Origin of the sequence: uncultured Oscillibacter sp. (assembly GCF_950073225.1) — a bacterium.
In the GTDB taxonomy this organism is placed as follows: domain Bacteria; phylum Bacillota; class Clostridia; order Oscillospirales; family Oscillospiraceae; genus Oscillibacter.
In genome coordinates this window covers 87,420-106,745 of record NZ_CATMPS010000002.1, presented here as the reverse complement: position 1 = coordinate 106,745, position 19,326 = coordinate 87,420, and the positions used below count along the sequence as shown (strand labels likewise).

The 19,326-nt window shown below is 61.4% G+C and carries 24 protein-coding genes; 1 reads left to right on the top strand and 23 read right to left on the bottom strand.

Translation table 11 applies throughout. The annotated features are described in order from the left end of the window. Positions 1–18 precede the first annotated feature (18 nt). The 20 genes from Q1M04_RS02145 to Q1M04_RS02050 all read right to left on the bottom strand — a co-directional run bounded on the left by Q1M04_RS02145 (position 19) and on the right by Q1M04_RS02050 (position 17,277). Positions 19–621 (bottom strand): DnaJ domain-containing protein, encoded by a 603-nt coding sequence (locus tag Q1M04_RS02145; protein ID WP_297996876.1) that lies wholly within the window; start codon positions 619–621, stop codon positions 19–21. Beyond that, positions 618–1,505 carry a DUF5685 family protein gene (locus tag Q1M04_RS02140; protein WP_297996879.1) on the bottom strand — a complete coding sequence of 296 codons (888 nt, stop codon included), beginning with the start codon at positions 1,503–1,505 and terminating at the stop codon, positions 618–620. The genes Q1M04_RS02145 and Q1M04_RS02140 overlap by 4 nt, the downstream gene beginning before the upstream one ends. After that, positions 1,505–1,915 (bottom strand): SoxR reducing system RseC family protein, encoded by a 411-nt coding sequence (locus tag Q1M04_RS02135; protein WP_297301289.1) that lies wholly within the window; start codon positions 1,913–1,915, stop codon positions 1,505–1,507. The genes Q1M04_RS02140 and Q1M04_RS02135 overlap by 1 nt, the downstream gene beginning before the upstream one ends. Continuing rightward, complete coding sequence (locus Q1M04_RS02130) at positions 1,912–3,291, bottom strand: YbbR-like domain-containing protein (protein ID WP_293279284.1); 1,380 nt, start codon at positions 3,289–3,291, stop codon at positions 1,912–1,914. The genes Q1M04_RS02135 and Q1M04_RS02130 overlap by 4 nt, the downstream gene beginning before the upstream one ends. Next, complete coding sequence (gene cdaA, locus Q1M04_RS02125) at positions 3,284–4,156, bottom strand: diadenylate cyclase CdaA (RefSeq protein WP_293279282.1); 873 nt, start codon at positions 4,154–4,156, stop codon at positions 3,284–3,286. The genes Q1M04_RS02130 and cdaA overlap by 8 nt, the downstream gene beginning before the upstream one ends. Before the next feature lie 152 nt (positions 4,157–4,308). After that, entirely contained in the window at positions 4,309–5,442 is a 1,134-nt protein-coding gene (locus tag Q1M04_RS02120; protein WP_293279281.1) for an aminotransferase class V-fold PLP-dependent enzyme, read from the bottom strand. Next, entirely contained in the window at positions 5,439–5,690 is a 252-nt protein-coding gene (locus tag Q1M04_RS02115; RefSeq protein ID WP_204789462.1) for a DUF3343 domain-containing protein, read from the bottom strand. Before Q1M04_RS02115 ends, Q1M04_RS02120 begins: the two co-directional genes overlap by 4 nt. A gap of 112 nt (positions 5,691–5,802) precedes the next feature. Beyond that, positions 5,803–6,291, bottom strand: a complete 489-nt coding sequence (ispF, locus tag Q1M04_RS02110; protein ID WP_366131403.1) for a 2-C-methyl-D-erythritol 2,4-cyclodiphosphate synthase — start codon at positions 6,289–6,291, stop codon at positions 5,803–5,805. After that, positions 6,288–7,019 (bottom strand): 2-C-methyl-D-erythritol 4-phosphate cytidylyltransferase, encoded by a 732-nt coding sequence (gene ispD, locus Q1M04_RS02105; protein ID WP_297996882.1) that lies wholly within the window; start codon positions 7,017–7,019, stop codon positions 6,288–6,290. Before ispD ends, ispF begins: the two co-directional genes overlap by 4 nt. A gap of 41 nt (positions 7,020–7,060) precedes the next feature. Then, positions 7,061–7,558: a CarD family transcriptional regulator gene (locus Q1M04_RS02100; RefSeq protein ID WP_204789459.1), complete on the bottom strand. Its 498-nt coding sequence runs from the start codon at positions 7,556–7,558 to the stop codon at positions 7,061–7,063. Between the two features lie 195 nt (positions 7,559–7,753). After that, complete coding sequence (locus tag Q1M04_RS02095) at positions 7,754–9,100, bottom strand: butyryl-CoA:acetate CoA-transferase (RefSeq protein ID WP_297996884.1); 1,347 nt, start codon at positions 9,098–9,100, stop codon at positions 7,754–7,756. Between the two features lie 211 nt (positions 9,101–9,311). Beyond that, positions 9,312–11,270, bottom strand: a complete 1,959-nt coding sequence (locus Q1M04_RS02090; protein WP_297996886.1) for a bifunctional 4-hydroxy-3-methylbut-2-enyl diphosphate reductase/30S ribosomal protein S1 — start codon at positions 11,268–11,270, stop codon at positions 9,312–9,314. Next, positions 11,261–11,902, bottom strand: coding sequence for a 1-acyl-sn-glycerol-3-phosphate acyltransferase (locus Q1M04_RS02085; RefSeq protein WP_204789456.1), 642 nt, complete (start codon positions 11,900–11,902; stop codon positions 11,261–11,263). The genes Q1M04_RS02090 and Q1M04_RS02085 overlap by 10 nt, the downstream gene beginning before the upstream one ends. Beyond that, positions 11,899–12,576, bottom strand: coding sequence for a (d)CMP kinase (cmk, locus tag Q1M04_RS02080; protein WP_295755091.1), 678 nt, complete (start codon positions 12,574–12,576; stop codon positions 11,899–11,901). Before cmk ends, Q1M04_RS02085 begins: the two co-directional genes overlap by 4 nt. A gap of 12 nt (positions 12,577–12,588) precedes the next feature. Next, entirely contained in the window at positions 12,589–13,818 is a 1,230-nt protein-coding gene (locus Q1M04_RS02075; protein WP_297996888.1) for an aminoacetone oxidase family FAD-binding enzyme, read from the bottom strand. Beyond that, positions 13,811–14,671, bottom strand: coding sequence for a MurR/RpiR family transcriptional regulator (locus tag Q1M04_RS02070; RefSeq protein WP_293279849.1), 861 nt, complete (start codon positions 14,669–14,671; stop codon positions 13,811–13,813). The genes Q1M04_RS02075 and Q1M04_RS02070 overlap by 8 nt, the downstream gene beginning before the upstream one ends. A gap of 41 nt (positions 14,672–14,712) precedes the next feature. Continuing rightward, positions 14,713–15,609: a polyprenyl synthetase family protein gene (locus Q1M04_RS02065; protein WP_297996890.1), complete on the bottom strand. Its 897-nt coding sequence runs from the start codon at positions 15,607–15,609 to the stop codon at positions 14,713–14,715. A 3-nt stretch (positions 15,610–15,612) separates the two neighbouring features. Beyond that, entirely contained in the window at positions 15,613–15,852 is a 240-nt protein-coding gene (gene xseB, locus Q1M04_RS02060; protein ID WP_204789451.1) for an exodeoxyribonuclease VII small subunit, read from the bottom strand. Then, complete coding sequence (xseA, locus tag Q1M04_RS02055; RefSeq protein ID WP_297996893.1) at positions 15,834–17,066, bottom strand: exodeoxyribonuclease VII large subunit; 1,233 nt, start codon at positions 17,064–17,066, stop codon at positions 15,834–15,836. The genes xseB and xseA overlap by 19 nt, the downstream gene beginning before the upstream one ends. A gap of 4 nt (positions 17,067–17,070) precedes the next feature. Then, positions 17,071–17,277, bottom strand: a complete 207-nt coding sequence (locus Q1M04_RS02050) for a helix-turn-helix domain-containing protein (protein ID WP_204791473.1) — start codon at positions 17,275–17,277, stop codon at positions 17,071–17,073. A gap of 86 nt (positions 17,278–17,363) precedes the next feature. Between Q1M04_RS02050 and Q1M04_RS02045 the strand changes: the two genes are divergently transcribed. Further along, a complete protein-coding gene (locus tag Q1M04_RS02045) occupies positions 17,364–17,624 on the top strand; it encodes a hypothetical protein (protein WP_293279852.1) in 261 nt (86 codons plus the stop codon). 79 nt (positions 17,625–17,703) lie between these two features. Here the strand turns inward: Q1M04_RS02045 and nusB are convergent, their stop codons facing one another. The 3 genes from nusB to Q1M04_RS02030 all read right to left on the bottom strand — a co-directional run bounded on the left by nusB (position 17,704) and on the right by Q1M04_RS02030 (position 19,303). Further along, positions 17,704–18,153 carry a transcription antitermination factor NusB gene (gene nusB / locus Q1M04_RS02040; RefSeq protein WP_297996895.1) on the bottom strand — a complete coding sequence of 150 codons (450 nt, stop codon included), beginning with the start codon at positions 18,151–18,153 and terminating at the stop codon, positions 17,704–17,706. 37 nt (positions 18,154–18,190) lie between these two features. Then, positions 18,191–18,568, bottom strand: coding sequence for an Asp23/Gls24 family envelope stress response protein (locus tag Q1M04_RS02035; RefSeq protein WP_204791475.1), 378 nt, complete (start codon positions 18,566–18,568; stop codon positions 18,191–18,193). A 114-nt stretch (positions 18,569–18,682) separates the two neighbouring features. Further along, a complete protein-coding gene (locus Q1M04_RS02030) occupies positions 18,683–19,303 on the bottom strand; it encodes a SpoIIIAH-like family protein (RefSeq protein ID WP_295755080.1) in 621 nt (206 codons plus the stop codon). Positions 19,304–19,326: the final 23 nt, after the last annotated feature.

Below are 19,326 nucleotides of genomic sequence, written 5' to 3'. Positions count from 1 at the left end.
GGCAATCTCCCCTTATTTTCAGATAAAGCAGCAGTAGCCGCCGTTGCACAGGGTATAGGCACAGCAAAGGGTCAGGCAGGGATTTCCGGCGCACAAGGTCCCAAAGGGCTCCCCTCCGGGGCGGTAGGGCGAGCCGTTCCTCATCAGGTTCAGCGCCCGCTGGTACTCCGGGTTGTTGGGTTCCATTTGACAGGCGGTCTGGTAATAACGCATCGCCTCGTCCATCCAGCCTCTTCGGTAGCAAACCGCGCCCTTGAGAAAATTCCACTCGGCGTTGTGGTCGCCGGTATTGTTTAGAAGCGCCTCCGCCCGGGCAATATCGCCCATCTGGATGGCGGCTCGAACCTGCTGGAAAACGGAGGAAGACCCGCTGGAGCCATAGGACTGCTGCCAGCCTCCGGCGTAGGAGGCGCCGGTGGTCCTGCCCCCGCCGCTGCGCCGTTTGTTGATCTCCTCGTAAGCGGCGTTGATTTCCTTCATTTTCTCCTGGGCCAGGTCGGCCAGGGGATTGTCATGGTAATTGTCCGGGTGATATTTCCTTGCCAGCTCCCGATAGGCCCGCTTGACCTCGTCGTCGGTGGCGCTCTCCGAAATACCGAGTACCTGATAGGGATCGTTCATGTGTTTTTCTCCTGCGTTTCTCTCTTGTTTCCCCCGCCCCGGAAGGTGCCGTCCAGCACCGCCTTTCCCACGCGGAAAAGGCCGGTATAGAGGGTGGTTTCCAAAACCGGCGTCCAGACGCCGAAGTCCCACAGCTCAAAGGCGGTGGCCATCATATGGATGGAGTGGTCCAGGGTCGCGGCGAAGCTCTGCCGGGCTTCCTCCGTCCAGACGCCATCCGTCAGCCCATAGCGCAGGGCCACCGGGTTGTAGTTTCCCGAGGCGGCGTCTTTTTTCAAATCGTCCGCCGCGTCTACCAGGTAGACCCAGCGGCCCAGGTGGTAGAATATCTGCTCCAGCACCCGCCGCCGGACCGGCTCGTTCACCGCCTGGGCGGCTCCCTGCAAAAGCACGGCGAAGGTATCCGCCGCCCGGTCCATAGACGGGCAGTTCTCCCGTTCCAGCTCCGCCAGCCGGTTCAGCTGGCAGCGGGTGGATACATCAAACTCCGGCCGGGCCTTGGCGGCTTTCCGGTAGGCCCGTTCCAAAACGGCGGAGGCCCCCCGGTATTTCAAGCCGTGGAAGCGGTCATGGTCCTCCACGCCGTCCCGGGCCTGCCAATAAGCTAAAATCACGCTTTCGTCCGCCGCCAGGGCCAGCGCCGGGCTGGATTCCAGCCGTTCCCGCCCGTGGACGAGATGGGCGGCGCAGCGGCCGTGATGGATGGGGCCTTCCTCTTTCTCCGAAAGAAGGATGGCCAGGAAGGTGAAATCGTAGTTCAGGATAAACCGTGCCGCCGTTCCGTACCGTTCCCCCAAGGCGTGACAGAGCCCGCAGTAGGCCCGGCCGAAGCGTTTTAACTCCTCCTCCGGCAGATCCTGAGGCGGCCTGACATAGCCGAACATCAGAACAGCCGGACAATGGTAAAGGACAGTCCCCCCCTGGCCCGGAGGCGGCGGTCATAGCTGATAGCCCCCAAGATGCCCAGGATGAAGCCCGCGGCTGCGGCGGTGTACTGGACCGCCACGCTGGCGGTCACCGCCATGGCGGCAAGATAGCCCAGAAAGAACAGGGCCACTGGGATCAGATAAACCAGAGCTACAATGCGAAGCATTTTCTTGGTACTGCTCTCCACCACAACCTTCTGCCCCGGAAGGGCCCCGATGGGATTCAGCGCCTTGGCATGAACTGCCGCGCCGGTGACGCCGCAGCCCGCGCACTCCTCGCAGTCGTGGCCGCAGGCGGATTTCCGGGGGACGGAAATCTCGGCATGCCCGGAGTCCAGAATTCGTTCAACCGTTGCAATCTGCGTCATGGCGTTCCCCCTGTCTGCGCGTCTTCCCCGGCGGGAGCGGCGGCCTCCACGTCTTCCGGTCCCGCTTCCTCCTCCGGCGGCGGCTCCTCGCCGCCCTCCCGGATAGTGACCTGAATCTGATACAGGCCGCTGATGCCCACATCTCCCTTGTTTACCGTCACTTCCGCGGGAATGGTATAGGTGCCGGAGGCGGCGGAATAATCGTCCAGGTCCACCGTTACGGCAATGTCCTCTCCCGTGAGGGCGGCAACGTCCGCCTCGGTGCCAAAGACCTTCACCGCCAGGCTGTCCGTCAGCAGCTCCACGCGTTTGCCCTCCGGCAGGTTCAGCCAGGAGATATTTTCCGTAGAAATCGTAGCGCTGGTCATGTCCTTGAACCGGATGCGCAGGGCGGCCCGGGTGACGCCGCTGACATTTGTGCAGCCGTCCGGCAGGATGATGGGGTAGTTGGTGGTGGTGTAGTTCTCCGAGGCCGTGGTCCCCAGCTCCAGCAGGTTGTAGGCGGGACTCAGCTTCAGGGTCTCCACGTCCTTAAGCCTGGTGGCGTCCCCGGTGACGGCGATGGTCTGGGGTTCAATGACATACTCCGTGTTCCGGGCGCGGCAGCCAGGGGCGTCGATGAAGTCCACCGCCAGGTGCAGCTCCTTGGTGACGAACACTGGCAGCGTGGCCCGGACGGTCTCCGCCGAGGAGTAGATGCCGGACTTGTCCAAAATCCGGCCGTTTTCGTCATAATACTGGAGCTCCAGGTCCCGGGATACCGTCTCTACCGCGTTGGCGCCGATGTCCAGGGTGACCTTGGCGTAGCTGATGGGGTTGATGTCCTCCTGAAGGCCCCGGACCTCCACCTCCGTGTGGGAGAGCTCCACCTGCCCGGCGGAATAGGTGTCCGCCACGCCGCCCACCAGCTCGCAGCTGACGTCGATGGTCCGGCTGTAGAGCTCACTGATGTTTACCGTCGCCATGCCAAAGCTGGCGTTTTCCCGCTGGATGGCGTTGTTGCCAAATCTGGAATCCGTAAAGCTAACGACGTAGTTGACCCGCTGCACCCCGGCGCTGGTCACATCATAAAGGCTGGCGGTCACCCGGATATGCGAACGGTCCAGGCTGGAAATCAGCCAGCGGGTGCCCTTCAGCTCCAAATCAATGGTGCGGTCCGTGTCCTCGTCTACCAGCATCAGCCCCCGGTCCGTCAGGGTGCTCTCATATAAATACTCAATGGGGATCTCCAGGAACTCCCGGGTTTGGGTCTGCGGCGTGCCGTTGGGGCCGCTGGTTAAATCGGCGTAGAGCCAAATACCGGCGGCTACCAAAATGGACAGCAGCACATAGACGACCCTCCGGCGTCCGATCTTCTCGTTTTCCACCTTACGCACCTCCGTCCTTCCTGGAGCGCAGCAGGCCCGTCAGGCTGAATTTCTGCTTTTCCGTCCCGGCCTCCTCCTGCGGAAGCAGTTCGTTCCGCAGGAGGTTATCCAGGGTCTCCGGCTTCAAATGCCGTTTCAGCATTCCGCCGGTGGCCACCGAGATAGAGCCGGTCTCCTCCGATACGATGACCACCACCGCGTCGGAGTTTTCGCTCATGCCGATGCCCGCCCGGTGCCGCATGCCTAAATCCCGGGACAGATTCACGTTCTTGCTCAGGGGGAGCATGCACCCCGCCCCCAGCACCCGACCGTGGCGGACGATGACCGCCCCGTCGTGCATGGGCGCCTTGACAAAAAAGATATTTTTCAAAAGCTCGCTGGACACCGCGGCATCCAGCACTGTGCCGCTGCGGACCATGTCGTCCAAAAGAATCTCCCGCTCGAACACAATCAGCGCGCCGGTACGGGACTGGGACATCTCCGAACAGGCCAGGACGGTCTGCTCGATGGTCTGCTCCAGAACGCTGGCGTTCTCCGTCCGGGTGAAGAGGGCCAGGATGCGGCGGCTTCCCATCTCCTCCAAAATCCGGCGGATCTCCGGCTGGAACAGGATGATGAGCGCCAGCACTCCCACCTCCACCATTCGGCTCAGCAGATAGTAGATGCCGTTCAGTCCAAACAGGTAGCTTAAAAGCAGAGCCGCCAGGAAAACGAACAGCCCCTTCAAAAGGCTGGCGGCTTTCGTAGTCTGCACCAGGGTCAGTACTTTATAGAGCGCGAACGCCATGATGGCAATATCCAAAACATCCGAAACCTCAATGGTCAGCAGATACCGGCCGATGGTGGCAAACAGCTCCGTCAGCGTCACATTCATTTTACGTCGTCATCCCTTTCCTCTGGGCCGCCGGGAAAGCGGCTGTTTCCGCTGAGAGAAACGTCAGGTCATGAATACTATAGATTATATAGAACCCGGCGGTAAAAAGCAAGGTAAACCAAGGGAAAATTACCGGAAAATTCACGGTCTGTTCAGAAAGCCCGCCCCAAGGCCCCAGGAAACACCCGGAGCAGCCGGGCTACCTCCTCCGGCGTGTTGAAATCGGAAAAGCTGACGCGGACGGTGCCGGTGTCCAGCGTTCCCGCCGTTCGGTGGGCGCTGGGAGCGCAGTGAATGCCCGTGCGAACGGCGAATCCCCGTTCCGCCAGGGCGGAGCCGATGCTTTCCACGTCCAGTCCCTCCACCGTCAGGGACAGCACCCCGGTCTGATGCCGAAGGCCGGGAGAGGCGAAGATTCGCATACCCGGCATGGCCGCCAGCCCCTGGGCGGCAATTTGGGTCAGGTGCTTTTCATGGGCCAGAATTTTTTCCTGCCCTCCCCGGCGGACATAGCGGATACCGGCTAACAGTCCTGCGATTCCAGGCATGTTAAGCGTCCCGGCCTCCAGACGGTCCGGCAGGAAATCCGGCATCTGCTGCTGGATAGACTGGCTTCCCGTTCCCCCCTCCAGAAGGGGCCGGGTGGGAACGTCCTCCCGGCACAGCAGTACGCCGGTGCCTTGGGGGCCGTAGAGTCCCTTGTGCCCCGGCATAGCGATAAAGGCCGCGCCAAGAGCTCCCATATTCAGGGGCAAAACCCCCGCAGACTGGGAGGCGTCGATGATAAAGGGCACTCTCCGGCTCCGGCAAATGGCCGCGATGTCCTCTACCGGCTGGATGAAGCCAAAGACGTTGGACACATGGCTGCAAACCACGGCGTCGGTCCCGGGGACAATGAGGCGGTTAAAAGCCGCCGTCACCGCCTCCGGCTCAAACAGCGGGGCGGCTGCTACGGAAACATCTGCCCCCAGGGCCTCCAAGGGCCGGGTGACGGCGTTGTGCTCATAGCCGGAGATGACTGCCTTCCCCCCCGGCGGAACCAGGCTTTTGATGGCGATGTTCAAGGCGTGGGTTGCGTTGAGCGTGAATACCACTTGCTCCGGGTTTTTCATGCCGAACATCTCCGCCAGCTCCGAGCGGCACTGAAAGGCCGCGTCGGCGGCCCGGGCAGCGGCGGAATAACCGCCCCGTCCCGGGGAACTCATGGCGGCCAAGGCCTCCCACATGGCGGCGGCAACGGAAGCGGGCTTCTGAAAGCTGGTGGCCGCGCTGTCAAAATAAATCATGCCTCCACCTCCTGGTACAGGCCCTTCTGGAACAAAAATATTTGAACGGGGTCCAGGCCGTCCCTGTGCAGGGCGGTCAGAGCCCCCGGCAGATCGGAAACCGCTATGCGCACGGCATAGGCGCAGCCCATGTCCGTCAGGTCTCTGGGAGGCCGGAAGACATGGCAGCGGATGCCCGCCCGCCCCAGGGACTTCTGCATCCGCTGGGCGTAGGTTACGGAGCGGGCCAGGATGATATAGTGCTCCACAAACACTCCTCCTTTCTCTCCCATATTATGGGACTTGGAGCGAAAGGTGTCAGGGCACAAAAACGCCCCGCGGAAAAGCGGGGCGCGGAAATCGATTTGGCATGGTACGCGCTTACGAGGGGCTTTGTTCCAGCAAAACCACGGCATGGGCCGCCATGCCGGAGCCGTCCCCGGTGAAGCCCAGCCCCTCCTCGGTGGTGGCCTTGACGTTGACCTGCTCCGGCTCAATCCTCAAGGCGGCGGCGATGTTCTCCGCCATTTGGGCCTTGTAGGGGGCCACCTTGGGCGCTTGAGCCAGCAAGGCCGCGTCAATGTTCACCACGGCAAAGCCCTTCTCTCCCAAAAGGCGGCCCACCTCCCCCAGCAGCTTCAAGCTGGAAATGCCCTTGTAAGCCGGGTCCGTATCCGGAAACAGCTTTCCAATATCCCCCAGGCGGGCGGCTCCCGCCAGAGCGTCCATGACGGCGTGAACCAGCACGTCCGCGTCGGAGTGGCCCAAAAGGCCCTTGTCCCAGGGAATTTCCACACCGCCCAGAATCAGCTTCCGCTCCGGGACCAGACGGTGAACGTCGTAGCCGTGGCCGATCCGCAGATTCGTCATCGCCCTTCCTCCCGAGCCTTCACGACGGCTTCCGCCAGAATCAGATCCGCCGGAGTGGTGATTTTCAGGTTTTCCTCCTCGCCCTCCACCAGGAAGACCACCTTCCCCAGCCGCTCCACGGCAGATGCGTCGTCGGTGACAGGGGCCTCCTGCTCCAGGGCGGACTGGAGAGCGGCCTTCAACAGGCTGGCCTCAAAGACCTGGGGGGTCTGGACGGCCCGAAGCCGTTCCCGGTCCAGGGTCCCCTCCACTCCGCCGTCCTCCCGGACCGTCTTTACCGTGTCTTTCACCGCCACGGCGGGGACGGCGGCGGAGCACCGGGCGGCAGCGGACACGACGCGATCCACCAGCTCCGGCGTCACCAGAGGCCGGGCGCCGTCATGCACCGCCAAAAGCTCCATATCCGGCGAGGCCTCCAGCGCCGCCAGCAGCACGGAATGGACCCGGTTTTCCCCGCCCCGGATTACCTTTGTGCACTTTGTCAGACCATAGGTCCGGCAAAGCTGAGAGATCTCCAGAATGTCCTCTTCCCGGGCGGCGACAATGATCTCGTCCACACTCCCGGCCACTTGAAGGGCCGCCAGGGTCCGTACTAAAACCGGAACGCCCTCCAGCGGCTGGAGCAGCTTGTTCACGCCGCCCATTCGGGTGGAACTGCCCGCCGCCGCCACCAGCGCGGCACAGCGGGGTCGCCTGGCTTCCCGCACTTTTTTAAAAAACGGCAGCATTGCAAAACCCCTCTCTGCCCCAGCGGGGCCCTTGCGCCATTTTACTGTGGAACCGGCGGCTTCTGCATCACCGCCCGTTCCAGCCGCTCTTCCGCGTCCTGGTAGGCGCAGCCCTCCACCAGCGCGATCTCGGAGATGATGATCTGCTTCGCGCTGTGGAGCATCTTCCGTTCCCCCGTAGATAGCCCGCGCCGGGAATCCCGCCGCATCAAGCCCTTCACCACCCGGGCCACCTCGTTGAGGTTCCCGCTTTTCAGCCGGAGAAGGTTTTCCTGATAGCGCTTGTTCCAATTGGCGTTGGACTCCACCTCCAAGGCGGGGATGCCGGCGAAAAACGCCTCCGCCTCCGCTTCTGAAATGATGGTCCGGATACCGATGGCCTGGCAGTTGGCGGTGGGAATCTTCAAAGTCAGCCCGCCTACGGGCATTTTGAAGACATAGTACTCCTTCACTTTGCCCGCCACCTTTTCCTGGATGACATCATCGATGACGCCTGCCCCGTGCATAGGGTGCACGATCAGGTCTCCGATTTGGAACATGGACACCCCTTTCCCTGTCGCGGCCTCCGCCGCTGTGTTGTTTGCCTCTTGATCCGCTCGATTCCATGCTGGTTCGAATTCCGTGCCGGTTTTTCCGATTCCGTGCTAAGACTGCCCTGGGTAGGGACTGCTGTCCAACGAAGTTCCTGTGAGACAAACACCACACAGCAGAGGCCCCGCAGAGAAAGCGGCGGCTCAGCGCTTATTGGAGCGCCGCCAAATGCGCATTTTTTCCGCCTCGGCGATAAGCTCTTCCCGGAACTGGGGATGGGCCAAGCCGATCAGGCCCTCCGCCCGTTCCCAGGTGGACTTGCCCTTGACGTTGAATTTTCCGTACTCCGTCACAATCCAATGGAGGTTTGTGCGGGTGGCGGTAACCACGGAGCCCTCCACCAAGGTGGGCCGGATGCGGGATTTCAGCTGGCCGGACTTCTTGTCCGTGAAGGACGAGGAGCAGCAGATGAAGCTCTTGCCGCCCTTGGCCAGGTACGCGCCCATGACGAAGTCCTGCTGCCCGCCGGCGCCGGAAATGTGGTTGATGCCGGAGGACTCGGAGGACACCTGTCCGTAGAGGTCGATGTCCACCGCTCCGTTGATGGAGGTAAATTTCTCGATCTGAGACACCCGGGCGATGTCGTTGACATAGCTAACCGGCGCGGCCATGCACTCAGGGTTGTTGTTCAAGAAGTCATAGAGCTTCTGGGTCCCGGCGGCAAAGGCATAGGTCTGCCGGCCCCGGTCGAAGGGCTTGCACGCGCCGGTGATGCGGCCCGCCATAGACATGTCTACAAAGGCGTCCACGTACATTTCGGTATGGACGCCCAGGTCCTTCAAATCGGACTCGGCAATCATCTTGCCGATGGCGCTGGGCATGGACCCGATGCCCAGCTGGAGGCAGGCGCCGTCCTCGATCTCCGGCACCACCAAATTCGCCACGGCCAGGTCCACCTCGGAGGCCGCGGAAGCGCCGCCCAAAATCTCCATGGGAGGGTTCTCTCCCTCCACCACCATGGCTACGTCGCTGATGTGTACGCAGTTCTCAAAGCCGCCCAGGCACACGGGCATGTTTTGATTGACCTCAACGATGACGGTTTTGGCGCAATCGCACACCGCCTTCAGATGAGAGCCCCCGGGGCCGAAGTTGAACCAGCCGTGCTCATCCATGGGGGCCACCTGGAACATGGCCACATCCAGGGTCTTGATGCAGTCCCGGTAATAGCCCGGCAGCTCGGAATAACGCAGGGGGATATAATAGGCAAAGCCCTCCTTGATGGCCTTCCGCTCAATGCCGCTCATATGCCAGGAATTCCAGGCAAAATGTTCAGCGGCGCCGGGCACATCAAAGATGGCGGGACGGCGGGTCAGGATGCCGCCCCGGATGTTTACGTCCTTCAACTCCCCCATGCGGGCAGCCAAGGCCTTGTCCAAGGCGTTGGGAGAGCAGACCGTCCAGCCGTAATCCAGCCAGTCGCCGGACTTGACGGCCTTGACGGCCTCGGCCGCGGTAGTCAGTTTCTGACGGTATTCCTCCTGGTAGCTCATAGCAGATTCCTCCATATAACTTTTTCTTTTGTCTCTTCGCAAGCGGCGAAAGGTAAATTTTTGCAGTATGACATTTCTATTCAATAGTATAACATCTCTGGGAAAATATTGCAACGTCAAAACGTGAAAAAAATAACATGTTTTTTGAAGAAAAGAGGCAGACCGATAGGCCTGCCTCTGAAATCTTGGGATTTTTCCGGTTTGTGAAGCCTTACTCCTCCGCCTCGTACTCCGCGGCTTCTTCCACAGAGGGGGCCAGCAGGGCGCGGATAGAAAGGGAAATCTTTTTCCGCTCCTCATCCACAGCGGTGATCTTGGCGTCCACAATCTGACCTTCGGACAGCACGTCCTCCGGTTTCTCGATGCGGCGATCGGCAATCTGGGAGATATGAATCAAGCCGTCCACGCCGGGAACTACCTCGGCGAAAGCGCCGAAGGTCATCAGCTTTACGATGCGGACGGAAGCCACGTCGCCCACGGCGTACTTGTCCATAAACACCTGCCAGGGGTCCACGTTGTGGTCCTTGACGCCCAGGGAAATCTTCCGCTTCTCGGGGTCGAAGGAGATGACGTAAACCTCCATGGTGTCGCCCACCTTGCACACCTCGGAAGGAGTCTTGATGCGGCTCCAGCTCAGCTCCGAGATATGTACCATGCCGTCCACGCCGCCGATGTCGACGAATACGCCGTAGGTGGTCATGGATTTTACGGTTCCGGTGTAGCGCTTGCCCACCTCGATGTTGGCCCAAATCTCCTCCTGGGCGGCCCGGCGGGCCTCGTCGGAGACGGAGCGGATAGAGCCCACCACCCGGCGGCGGGCACGGTTGACCTCTGTGATGCGGAGCTGGACCTTCTGGCCCTTCATGGCGGAGAGATCCGCGCCCCGGGGCTGGCCGCTCTGAGAGGCGGGAACGAACACCCGCGCACCCCTGACGGACACCACGATGCCGCCCTTGTTCTCTTCCGTGACAACGCCTTCCATTACCGTCTTCTCGTCCACGGCCCGCTCGATATCCTCCCAGGCCTTTACGGCGTCCAGGCGCTTCTTGGAGAGCTCGGCATAGCCCTCCACATCATTGACGCGGACGATGTAGGTTTCGATTTCGTCGCCTACCTTCACCACATCCTCAGGCTTCGCGTTGGGGTCGTCGGAAAGTTCGCTGAACTTGATGTAGGCCGCCTGCTTGGCGCCCACATCCACCTGCACCTCCGTCGGGGTGATGGCGGTGACGATGCCGGTTACCTTCTCTCCTGTATTTAAAGTTTTGAAGGACTGGTTCAGCAGTTCCTCAAAGGACTCCTCGTTGTTCTCCACCGCTTTGATTTCTTCACTCATGGCTGCATATACCTCCTTAATAATGCCCGCTGGCGTGGAAGCACCGGCCGTAAGGCCCGCAACAAAACAACCACTGAAAAAATCCGGCGGGAGCTCGTCCGCATTTTCGATCTGGACAACGCGGGAGCAGCTCTCCTTACAAATTTCCGTCAAATGTTTGGTGTTGGCGCTTTTACGGTCTCCTACCACGACCATGACGTCCGCTTTCGCGGCGAGAATGGCCGCTTCAGACTGACGCTTATGCGTAGCGGTACATATTGTATCAAATTTTTTTGCGTTTGTACACTCTTTTTTTACGATTTTCCAAGAAGTTTCAAAAAGTTCACGAATGCACGTTGTTTGTGCAACAACCGTCACCGGCGTTTCCCGGGCTTTTGGGTCCTGTTTCAGCCATTCTTCCACCGCTTCCGGACCGCTGAATATCAACGGATGCCCGCACCAGCTGGCGATCCCGGCCACCTCCGGGTGGGCCGCGTCGCCAATAATGACGGGAGTCCGGCCCTCCTCCTCCGCCTGGGCCGCCAGGATCTGAATGCGGCGGACATTGGGACAGGTGGCGTCCACACAGCGGACGCCACGGGCTTCCAAACAGTACAAAATCTGCTTGGACTCCCCGTGGGAACGGATAATCACCGTGTCGCCAGGCTGTAAAGCCTCTACACTTTCGGCCTTTTGAATTCCAATGCTTTTCAGTTCTTCCACTACATGAACATTGTGAATGAGGTCCCCCAGCATCCAGCAGCGGCCCGTCTCCGCCGCGGTCTGCCGGGCCAGCTCCACCGCCCGGCGGACGCCGTAGCAGAACCCGGCGCTCTGCGCCAGCGTCACCCGCACAGCGGCTTCCCTCCCACGGCCTGCCCGCCCAGGGCATAAGCCGCCGCCAGCAGGTCGTCGGCGATTTTCTGCATTTCCTCGGAGGTGCCCCGGCGGCCGGTGTAGTGCGGCTCGTAAGGGTCGCCGAAAATGATCCGGGTTTTATGGAACAGCTTCTTCTCCCCGTCCACAAAGACCGGCACCAGTGTAGCTCCTGTACGGACGCCGATCATGGCAACACCCGCCTTGGCCTGAGGCGGCAGGCCGTCTATGTAGCCGATCCCGTTTCGGATGGTCGTTCCTTCGGAAAAAATCAGCAGATTGTCCCCCTCCTTCAAAACCTGGATGGCGGTGCGGACGGTGCTGATGTCGTTGTTCCCCCGGCTGACGGGGAACGCCCCCACCTTTTTCAGCAGCCAGCCCAGGAGGGGATTTTGGAACAGCTCTTCCTTGGCCATGATGTGCAATCGATAATTGATGGGCAGGCGGAGGGCCACCAGAATGGGGTCCCAGTTGCTGGCGTGGTTCGGACAGAGGAGCACCCCGCTTTTCGGCAGCTTCTCCATACCCTCTACAGAGGTGGGATGGAGCACGCGGGCGACGAAGCCCACAACATAGTAAATCAAAATGAACAAGCGGTTGAAGGGTTTCATAGGCCAGTCCTTTCCCGAATGATCTCCAGCAGCGCCTCCAGGCTCTGCCGGAAGTCCAGCGCCGAGGTGTCCAGCAGCGCCGCATCCTCCGCCCGGCGCAGGGGAGCGGCCTCCCGGTGGGTATCCCGGAAATCCCGATCCTCAATGTCCCGGAGAACCTCCTCAAAGGGCTGGGGGGTCCCCCGCTCCTCCAGCTCCCGGCAGCGGCGTTCCGCCCTGGCCTGGGCGGAGGCCGTTAAGAACACTTTCACCTCCGCGTCCGGCAGGACCACGGTACCGATATCCCGGCCATCCATAATCACGTCATGCTTTCGAGCCAAATCCCGCTGGGTTTCCATGAGATAGGCCCGGACCACCGGAAGGGCAGAGACGGCGGAGGCATACCGGGAAATCTCGGGCAGCCGAATTTCCCCGCTGACATCCCGCCCGTTTAAAAACATGCGCTGCCCGCCTTCTCCGTCATACCGGAGCTCTATCCGCAGCGGCGGCAGCATCTCCGCCACGGCGGCCTCATCTCCGGGGTCTACTCCCCGGTCCCGGACGGAGAGTCCCACTGTCCGGTAAATCGCCCCGGTATCCACATATAAAAAACCCAGTGCGGCGGCGGCGGCTCTGGCCAAGGTGCTTTTTCCCGCGCCGGAAGGACCGTCGACGGCCACGCGTATCGTACTCATAAAGAAATCCTCCTAACCTTCGCCAGCTGCGGAAATCCCGGCGGCCCGACCGGTTGACCAGGCAATCTGGAGATTAAATCCGCCGGTATAGGCGTCCACATCGATGATCTCCCCGGCAAAGTAAAGTCCGCGGATCAATTTCGACGCCATGGTGGCCGGGTCAATTTCCCGCACCTTCACGCCGCCGGAAGTAACAATAGCCTCTGTTACCGGACAGGGCCCTGCGATAACCACGGGGAAATGCTTCAAAACCCGCAGCAGACCCCGGCGCTGTTCCCGGGTGATGCTGCGGACCTTTTCCCGGGGGTCGATTTCCGAGGCCCGGACAATCTCCGGAATCAGCTTTTTGGGCAGTAGGTCGTCCAAGGCGTTGCAAAAATCCTGATTGCTGTACTTCTCAAAATCCGACAGCAGCCGCCGGTCCAAAGCGGCTTCATCCAGCGCCGGTTTCAAGTCAATTTCCAAATGATACGCCCGTTCCCCAAAGCGCCGCATGTGGGCGGAGGCCGACAAAATCAGCGGACCGCTGAGTCCGAAGTGGGTGAACACCAATTCCCCAAAGTCTGTATAGATTTTTTTACTATTTTCGAAGACCGTCAGCCCCACGTTCCGAAGGCTCAGGCCCTGGAGGCTCCGCCCCACGCCGAAGTCTCTCAAGGGCACCAGGGAGCCCCGGAGGGGCGTCACCGTGTGCCCGGCTTCCGCCGCCATGCGGTGGCCCTCGCCGGTAGAGCCGGTGGCGGGATAGGACACCCCGCCGGTGGCTAAGACGATGGCCTCCGTCGGATAGCGCTCCCGCTCCCCGGCGACGCCCCGGACCGCGCCGTCCTCGATTTCCAGGCTTCGTGCCCGGTCCCGGACCACGCGGACCCGCATTTTTTTCAGCCGCCGCTCCAGGGCGGCGCTGACATCGAAGGCCCGGTCGGACACCGGAAACACCCGGTTTCCCCGTTCCGTCTTCAGCGGCACGCCCAGGTCTTCAAAAAAGGCCATGGCATCCTGTGCATTGAAGCGGGAAAAGGCGCTGTAAAGGAATTTCCCATTGCAGGGAATATTCGCCAGAAGCTCTTCCGGCCCCGCGTTATTCGTCAGATTGCACCGGCCTTTTCCGGTGATGTTCAGTTTTTTCCCCAGCCGTTCGTTGGGCTCCAGCAGCGTCACGAACGCTCCTCGCTCCGCCGCAGATATGGCTGCCATCATCCCGGCGGCGCCACCGCCGATTACCACGATTTCCTTACTCATCGTCCATCTTCCCAAATACGCCGTACTCGTTCCAAATGTCCTCCAGCTCCGCGAAGGTGGCGGAGACATCCGCTCCGTAACGGTTGGACAGGGCCACCAGCAGGGCGTTGATGAGAGACAGCGGCGCCACCATGGAGTCCACAAAAGAGATCATCTCGCAGGGGGCCAGCAGCGCCGCCTGAGAGAGCTGATACACCGGGGAAAGCTCATTGTCCGTGATAGCGATGATCTCCGCCCCCCGGTCCCGGGCAAACTTCACCGTGTTGATGGTGACCTTGGAGTACCGGGGAAAGCTGATGGCAATCAGCACGTCCCCGGGCCCCATGCGGAGCATCTGCTCGAACATCTCCCCCGCCGCGTTGGACTGGATCAGCGTCACATTCTCCGACAGCAGGTGCATGTAAAAATGGAGGTATCCCGCCACGAAGGAGGAGGACCGGACGCCCAGAATGTAGACGTGACGGCTGGTCATAATCTTGTCCACCACCCTGTCGAACTCGTCCTGCCTCCCATGGCTGAGCATTTGGCGCAGCTTGTCAATGTCGGACTGAATGACCGCCGGCAGCACATTTTGATACATATCCCCCGCCGCCTGGATGCGCTGGGTGGAGGTCAGGCGGCTGCGGATCATGTCCTGTAAGGCCCGCTGCATGCTGGGATAACCGTCATAGCCCAGCTCGGAGGCAAAGCGCACCACCGTGGACTCGCTGACTCCCGCCAGGATGCCCAGGCGGCTGGCGGTCATAAAGGCCGCCTTGTCATAGTTTTCCAAAATATAGGAGGCTATGCGCTTCTGGCCCTTGGAAAAGCCGCTCATGCCCCGTTCCAGGCAATTCAAAATATTCTTTGCCACACTTCTCCCCCCGGAATCAAGTTTTCCAGGAATGACGCTCCTCAGTTTTTGCGCACCGCCAGGCTGTCCGCCAGCTCCCGCAGAAACGCCGTGTCCCCCAGCCAGCGGCCGGCGTCCAGGGCTTCCTTGGCCCGGACGGTGTAGTCCAGCACCAGCGCCTCACAGGCTTCCACCCCCAGCAGGTTCACATAGGTGGCCTTTTGGTTCGCCGCGTCGGAACCCACGGGCTTGCCCAGCTCCTCGGCGGTGGAGACCGCGTCCAGAATGTCGTCCCGAATCTGGAAGGCCAGCCCCAAGTTCGTCGCGTAATGCCAGGCGGCGTCCATGCAGCTCTCGTCCACCTCCCGGCGGCCCATGGAGGCGCAGATCCCCATCATGCACGCCGCCCGGAGCAGGGCCCCGGTCTTCTTGTTGTTGATGTCCGTCAGGTCCTCCGCCGTCCGGGGCTGCCCGTCGCCCGCGGTGTCCCAGTACTGCCCGCCGCACATGCCGGTCTCTCCGGCGGCCTCCGCCAGAATCTTCGCCGCCATGACCACAGCCGCCTTTCCGCCGTGCCGCCACTTTCCTTTGGCGGACAATACCGTCTGAAACGCCGCCGCCTGGAGGGCGTCCCCCGCCAGGATGGCGACGCATTCGCCGAACTTTTTGTGATTGGTGGGCATCCCCCGGCGGAGATCGTCGTTGTCCATGCAGGGCAGATCGTCATGGATGAGGGAATAGGTGTGAAGCATTTCCACTCCACAGCCAAAGTCCAGTGCCTCTTCCAGGGTTCCCCCCGCCGCCTCGCAGAATTTCATGGTCAAAATAGGCCGGATGCGCTTGCCCCCGGCCAGGAGGCTGTAGCGCATTGCCTCCTCCAGCCCTCCGCCGGAGAAAAACGTCCGCAGGCGGGCCTCCGTCAACTCCCGAGCTTCCTCCAATTGCCGCTGAAACTCCATGGTTCAGACCTCCTCCGTACTTTCAAAGGGCAGCTCGACGGGCGCGCCGCCGGGGCCCTTCATTAACTTCACCACTTGCTGCTCCGCCTGGTCCAGCTGCTTCGTGCAGGCGGCGATGAGCTTTGTCCCCTCCTCAAAGAGGGCCAGGGAATCCGCCAGCTGGACATCCCCCTGTTCCAGGGCGGAGACAATCTCCTCCAACCGGGCAATCTGCTGTTCAAAGGTCAGCTTTTTTGCGGCCATGCCGTTCCCTCCTTTTCATAAGGCTCCTCCACCGTGCAGAGGAAGCCCCCTTCTCCCAGGGCCACGGAAACCCGCTCCCCGGCCTGTACCTCCCGCCAGGATCGCAGAATTTCCCCCGACGGCCCCTGGGCCATGGCGTAGCCCCGGCCCAGTACTTTCAAGGGGCTCATAGCGTCCAGCGCCGCCCCCAGGACGGAAACCCTCTCCCGCTTCCCGGCTACCAGTCCCGCCGACAGGTCTCCCAGCCGCTGCTGGACGTGGAGAAGCTCCATCCGCTTGTCCTGGACATAGGCCATCTGGTCCCGGAGGACCCGCTTTTCCGCTAAAGTCTCCAGCCGCTGCCGAAGGGCCGCCAGCCGGGCGGTTTCGCTCCGCTCCAGCCGGGAGAACGCGCCGCTCAGCCACTGTTTTAACGCCTCCTGGTCCGGCACCGCGATCTCCGCCGCGTTGGAGGGCGTGGAAGCCCTTGCGTCCGCCACAAAGTCGGAAATCGTCACGTCCGGTTCATGGCCCACGGCGGAGATGACGGGCAGCTCCGAGTCGTAGATGGCCTGGGCCACCCGCTCGTCGTTGAAGGCCCACAGGTCTTCCATGGACCCGCCGCCCCGGCCCGTGATGATCACGTCCCCCACCTTCCACTTGTTGGCATAGCGGATGGCCCCGGCGATTTCCGGCGGGGCCTCGGCCCCCTGGACCCGGACAGGCAGGAGGACTGCCTTTGCCAGAGGATACCGCCGCCGCAGGATGCGGATCATGTCGTGGACCGCCGCCCCGGCGGAGGAGGTAACGATGGCAATCCGATCCGGGTAGGGCGGCAGGGGCTTTTTGTGGGCGGGATCGAAGAGGCCCTCGGCGTAGAGCTTGGCTTTCAGCTGCTCGAAGGCCACCGCCAGATCCCCCGCCCCCTCGGGGGTCAGGGAATTGCAGTAGAGCTGGTAGGCCCCGTCCCGGGGGAAGACGGTGATCCGCCCCTGGGCGATGGCCTTCATGCCGTTTTCCGGGCGGAACCGGAGGCGGGAGGCCTGCCCCCGGAACATGACGCACCGCAGGGCCCCCTCCGGGTCCTTCAAGGTGAAATAGTGGTGGCCGGAGGGATACATTTTATAATTGGAGAGCTCCCCCCGGACGTACACGTCCTGGAGCATGGGCTCGCCGTCCAGCAGAAGCTTGACCAGCTGGTTGACCTCGGCAACGCCGAAAATGTGCTGTTCCATGGGGTTACCTCTCGTCGGTGCGCCCGGCCAGGTAGTCCAGGGTGACGCCGAAATGATCCGCCAGGGCGCAGAGATTTTCAAAACCCGGAAGATTCTCCCCCGCCTCGAACCGCTGATATTGACGATCGGTAATCTCGATTGCTTTTGCGGTTTGCACCTGGGTTTCTTTCTTCTCTTTCCTAAGTTCTCGCAATCTTTCCGAAAAATCCATAACAAACTCCTTGGCACGACGGATTCTGCGTGTTAAAATCATTTTATTACCCGACGAATTCGTCGTTACGAAGAAAGGTGGTCCATATGTCCGATTTCATGCTCTGGCTCCACGCCAACTACATCCAGCCTCAAATCGACGCCGTTGAAAAAGACGAGTACGAATTCCATTTCCATCTCGTCGAAAACGCATTATCGCCAGCCAACTGCGTAAATCTGAAACACGCCCTGGAATTTACGGCCATCCAGGCGTTCCTCCTGGGCTTTCGCACCAGCGAGGGCCTGACACCCCGGACGCCCCGGCGGCATGTGGTTCCCGTCAAGAGGAACGGTCAAAACGCCGATTGAAGAGGAGCGGTTCCGGGACCTCCCCCACGGGAAAAAGCAGAGCAGGACATGGTACGTCCCATGCCCGCTCTGCTGTTTTTTATTCGGAGAGCTCCTGCCGGGAGAAGCTGCCCAGGATGCCGTTGATGAATTTCACCGTCTCCGGCGTTTCGTACTTTTTGGCGATTTCCACCGCCTCGTTGATGGCGGCGGCGTTGGGCACGTCCGGCATGTACAGCACCTCGTACATGGCCACCCGCATGATGGCGGAAGCCACCAGCGGGATGCGGGAGAACTTCCAGCCTTTGGCATACTTCTCGATATAGCCGTCCAGCTCTGCGCCGTGCTCGTCGACGCCCTGAACCAGGCGGCGGATATAGGCCGTCTGCTTGGCGTTGGGGGCCTCCCGGTAGAGGTCCTCCTCCTCCGCAAGCTCCGCGAAGGCCGCCGCCGTCAGCCGCTGGTCCAGCAGCTCTTCCGCCGTCTTGTCGGTAAAACTCAATTCATAGGAGAGATGAACGGCGATCTCCCGGGCGGTGTTCCGTACCATAGTCCTTCGTCCTTTATCTGATGTTCAAATCCGGCGCTCAGTTCAGCGTCACGCCGCCCACATGGATGTTCACCGCCTCCACGGCGCAGCCGGTCATGGCCTCCACAGCGGAGGACACGGCCTTCTGGGCGTTTCCCGCCACCTCGGGGATGGGGTTGCCATACTGGACGGTCAGATACAGGTCCAGCACCAGCGCCGCGCCGGTCATGTCGATTTTCACGCCCCGGACGCCCTTCTGGGCGTTTTTCCGGTTGTTCACCAAATCGCTGACGCTTCCGCCCAGGTTGGTCATCATTCCGGACACGCCCTCCACCTCCCGGACCGCGCCCACGGCGATGGCGGCGATGACCTCCTCCGAGATGTTGATGCTGCCGTTTTCCTCCGGCAGGGTCATATATTCCTTACTCTCGGCCATTGCTGTACCTCTCCTTATTTTTCCTTCGTGAAATGGGACCGCCATTTCACGGCGGGCCTTTCCGCTGAAATCATGCTGAGTGATTATATCACATCCCGCCGGAAATTACAACTACTAATTTGCCGCCATGATCTTGATATTTCCCGCCGGGAGGCCCGTCTCCGTCATGGTGATGTCGGTGATTTTTGCCACATCCTCGGCGGTCAGATCCCCGCTTTTGGTGGACACCACCACGCTGACGCATTCGTCCCCCATGAAGGCCACGCAGTCCGTGTAGCCCTTGGCGGTGACCAGGTTTTCGATCTGAGCCTCCGCCAGGGTGTAGGAGGCCAGGACCTGGATGCCCTGGGAGGCCTCGTTGGCCACGGCGGCGTCGGCGTTTTCCTGCTCCGCCGCCTCCTGGAGGAGGGAAAGGGCGTTGTCCCGGGCCTGCTGCCGGGTCAGCCGGGCGGAGGCGAAGTAGTCCGAGCCGGTGTAGATCATCCCCTCGTCCGGCGGGGCCCCGGTCTCCTCCGCCTCCGCGGGGGCGGGGGCCTGCTCCCCTTCCCCGGTCTTTTCCTCTTCGCCGGTTTTTTCGGTCCCCTTGCCGGAAACCAGCTGGGCCTCCCCCAGGAGCTTCCCTCCGGAGGCCTCCTGCACCTCCTGCCCGGTGTACAGCCAGTTCAGCGCCACCGCCGAGCAAACCAGCACCGCCATCACCGCCACCACGGCGTTCCGCTTCCATCTCGCGCTCATAGACCCTTTCCTCCTCCAAATAA

Coding starts and splice junctions, on each gene's coding strand:
- Q1M04_RS02145 (WP_297996876.1), bottom strand. CDS start 621: ATGAACGATCCCTATCAGGTACTCGGTATTTCGGAGAGCGCCACCGAC.
- Q1M04_RS02140 (WP_297996879.1), bottom strand. CDS start 1,505: ATGTTCGGCTATGTCAGGCCGCCTCAGGATCTGCCGGAGGAGGAGTTA.
- Q1M04_RS02135 (WP_297301289.1), bottom strand. CDS start 1,915: ATGACGCAGATTGCAACGGTTGAACGAATTCTGGACTCCGGGCATGCC.
- cdaA (WP_293279282.1), bottom strand. CDS start 4,156: ATGAATGTGACGCTGACGGAGCTGTTTGCCACCATCGGCCGGTATCTG.
- Q1M04_RS02120 (WP_293279281.1), bottom strand. CDS start 5,442: ATGATTTATTTTGACAGCGCGGCCACCAGCTTTCAGAAGCCCGCTTCC.
- ispF (WP_366131403.1), bottom strand. CDS start 6,291: ATGACGAATCTGCGGATCGGCCACGGCTACGACGTTCACCGTCTGGTC.
- ispD (WP_297996882.1), bottom strand. CDS start 7,019: ATGCTGCCGTTTTTTAAAAAAGTGCGGGAAGCCAGGCGACCCCGCTGT.
- Q1M04_RS02100 (WP_204789459.1), bottom strand. CDS start 7,558: ATGTTCCAAATCGGAGACCTGATCGTGCACCCTATGCACGGGGCAGGC.
- Q1M04_RS02095 (WP_297996884.1), bottom strand. CDS start 9,100: ATGAGCTACCAGGAGGAATACCGTCAGAAACTGACTACCGCGGCCGAG.
- Q1M04_RS02085 (WP_204789456.1), bottom strand. CDS start 11,902: ATGAAACCCTTCAACCGCTTGTTCATTTTGATTTACTATGTTGTGGGC.
- cmk (WP_295755091.1), bottom strand. CDS start 12,576: ATGAGTACGATACGCGTGGCCGTCGACGGTCCTTCCGGCGCGGGAAAA.
- Q1M04_RS02075 (WP_297996888.1), bottom strand. CDS start 13,818: ATGAGTAAGGAAATCGTGGTAATCGGCGGTGGCGCCGCCGGGATGATG.
- Q1M04_RS02065 (WP_297996890.1), bottom strand. CDS start 15,609: ATGGAGTTTCAGCGGCAATTGGAGGAAGCTCGGGAGTTGACGGAGGCC.
- xseB (WP_204789451.1), bottom strand. CDS start 15,852: ATGGCCGCAAAAAAGCTGACCTTTGAACAGCAGATTGCCCGGTTGGAG.
- xseA (WP_297996893.1), bottom strand. CDS start 17,066: ATGGAACAGCACATTTTCGGCGTTGCCGAGGTCAACCAGCTGGTCAAG.
- Q1M04_RS02050 (WP_204791473.1), bottom strand. CDS start 17,277: ATGGATTTTTCGGAAAGATTGCGAGAACTTAGGAAAGAGAAGAAAGAA.
- Q1M04_RS02045 (WP_293279852.1), top strand. CDS start 17,364: ATGTCCGATTTCATGCTCTGGCTCCACGCCAACTACATCCAGCCTCAA.
- nusB (WP_297996895.1), bottom strand. CDS start 18,153: ATGGTACGGAACACCGCCCGGGAGATCGCCGTTCATCTCTCCTATGAA.
- Q1M04_RS02035 (WP_204791475.1), bottom strand. CDS start 18,568: ATGGCCGAGAGTAAGGAATATATGACCCTGCCGGAGGAAAACGGCAGC.
- Q1M04_RS02030 (WP_295755080.1), bottom strand. CDS start 19,303: ATGAGCGCGAGATGGAAGCGGAACGCCGTGGTGGCGGTGATGGCGGTG.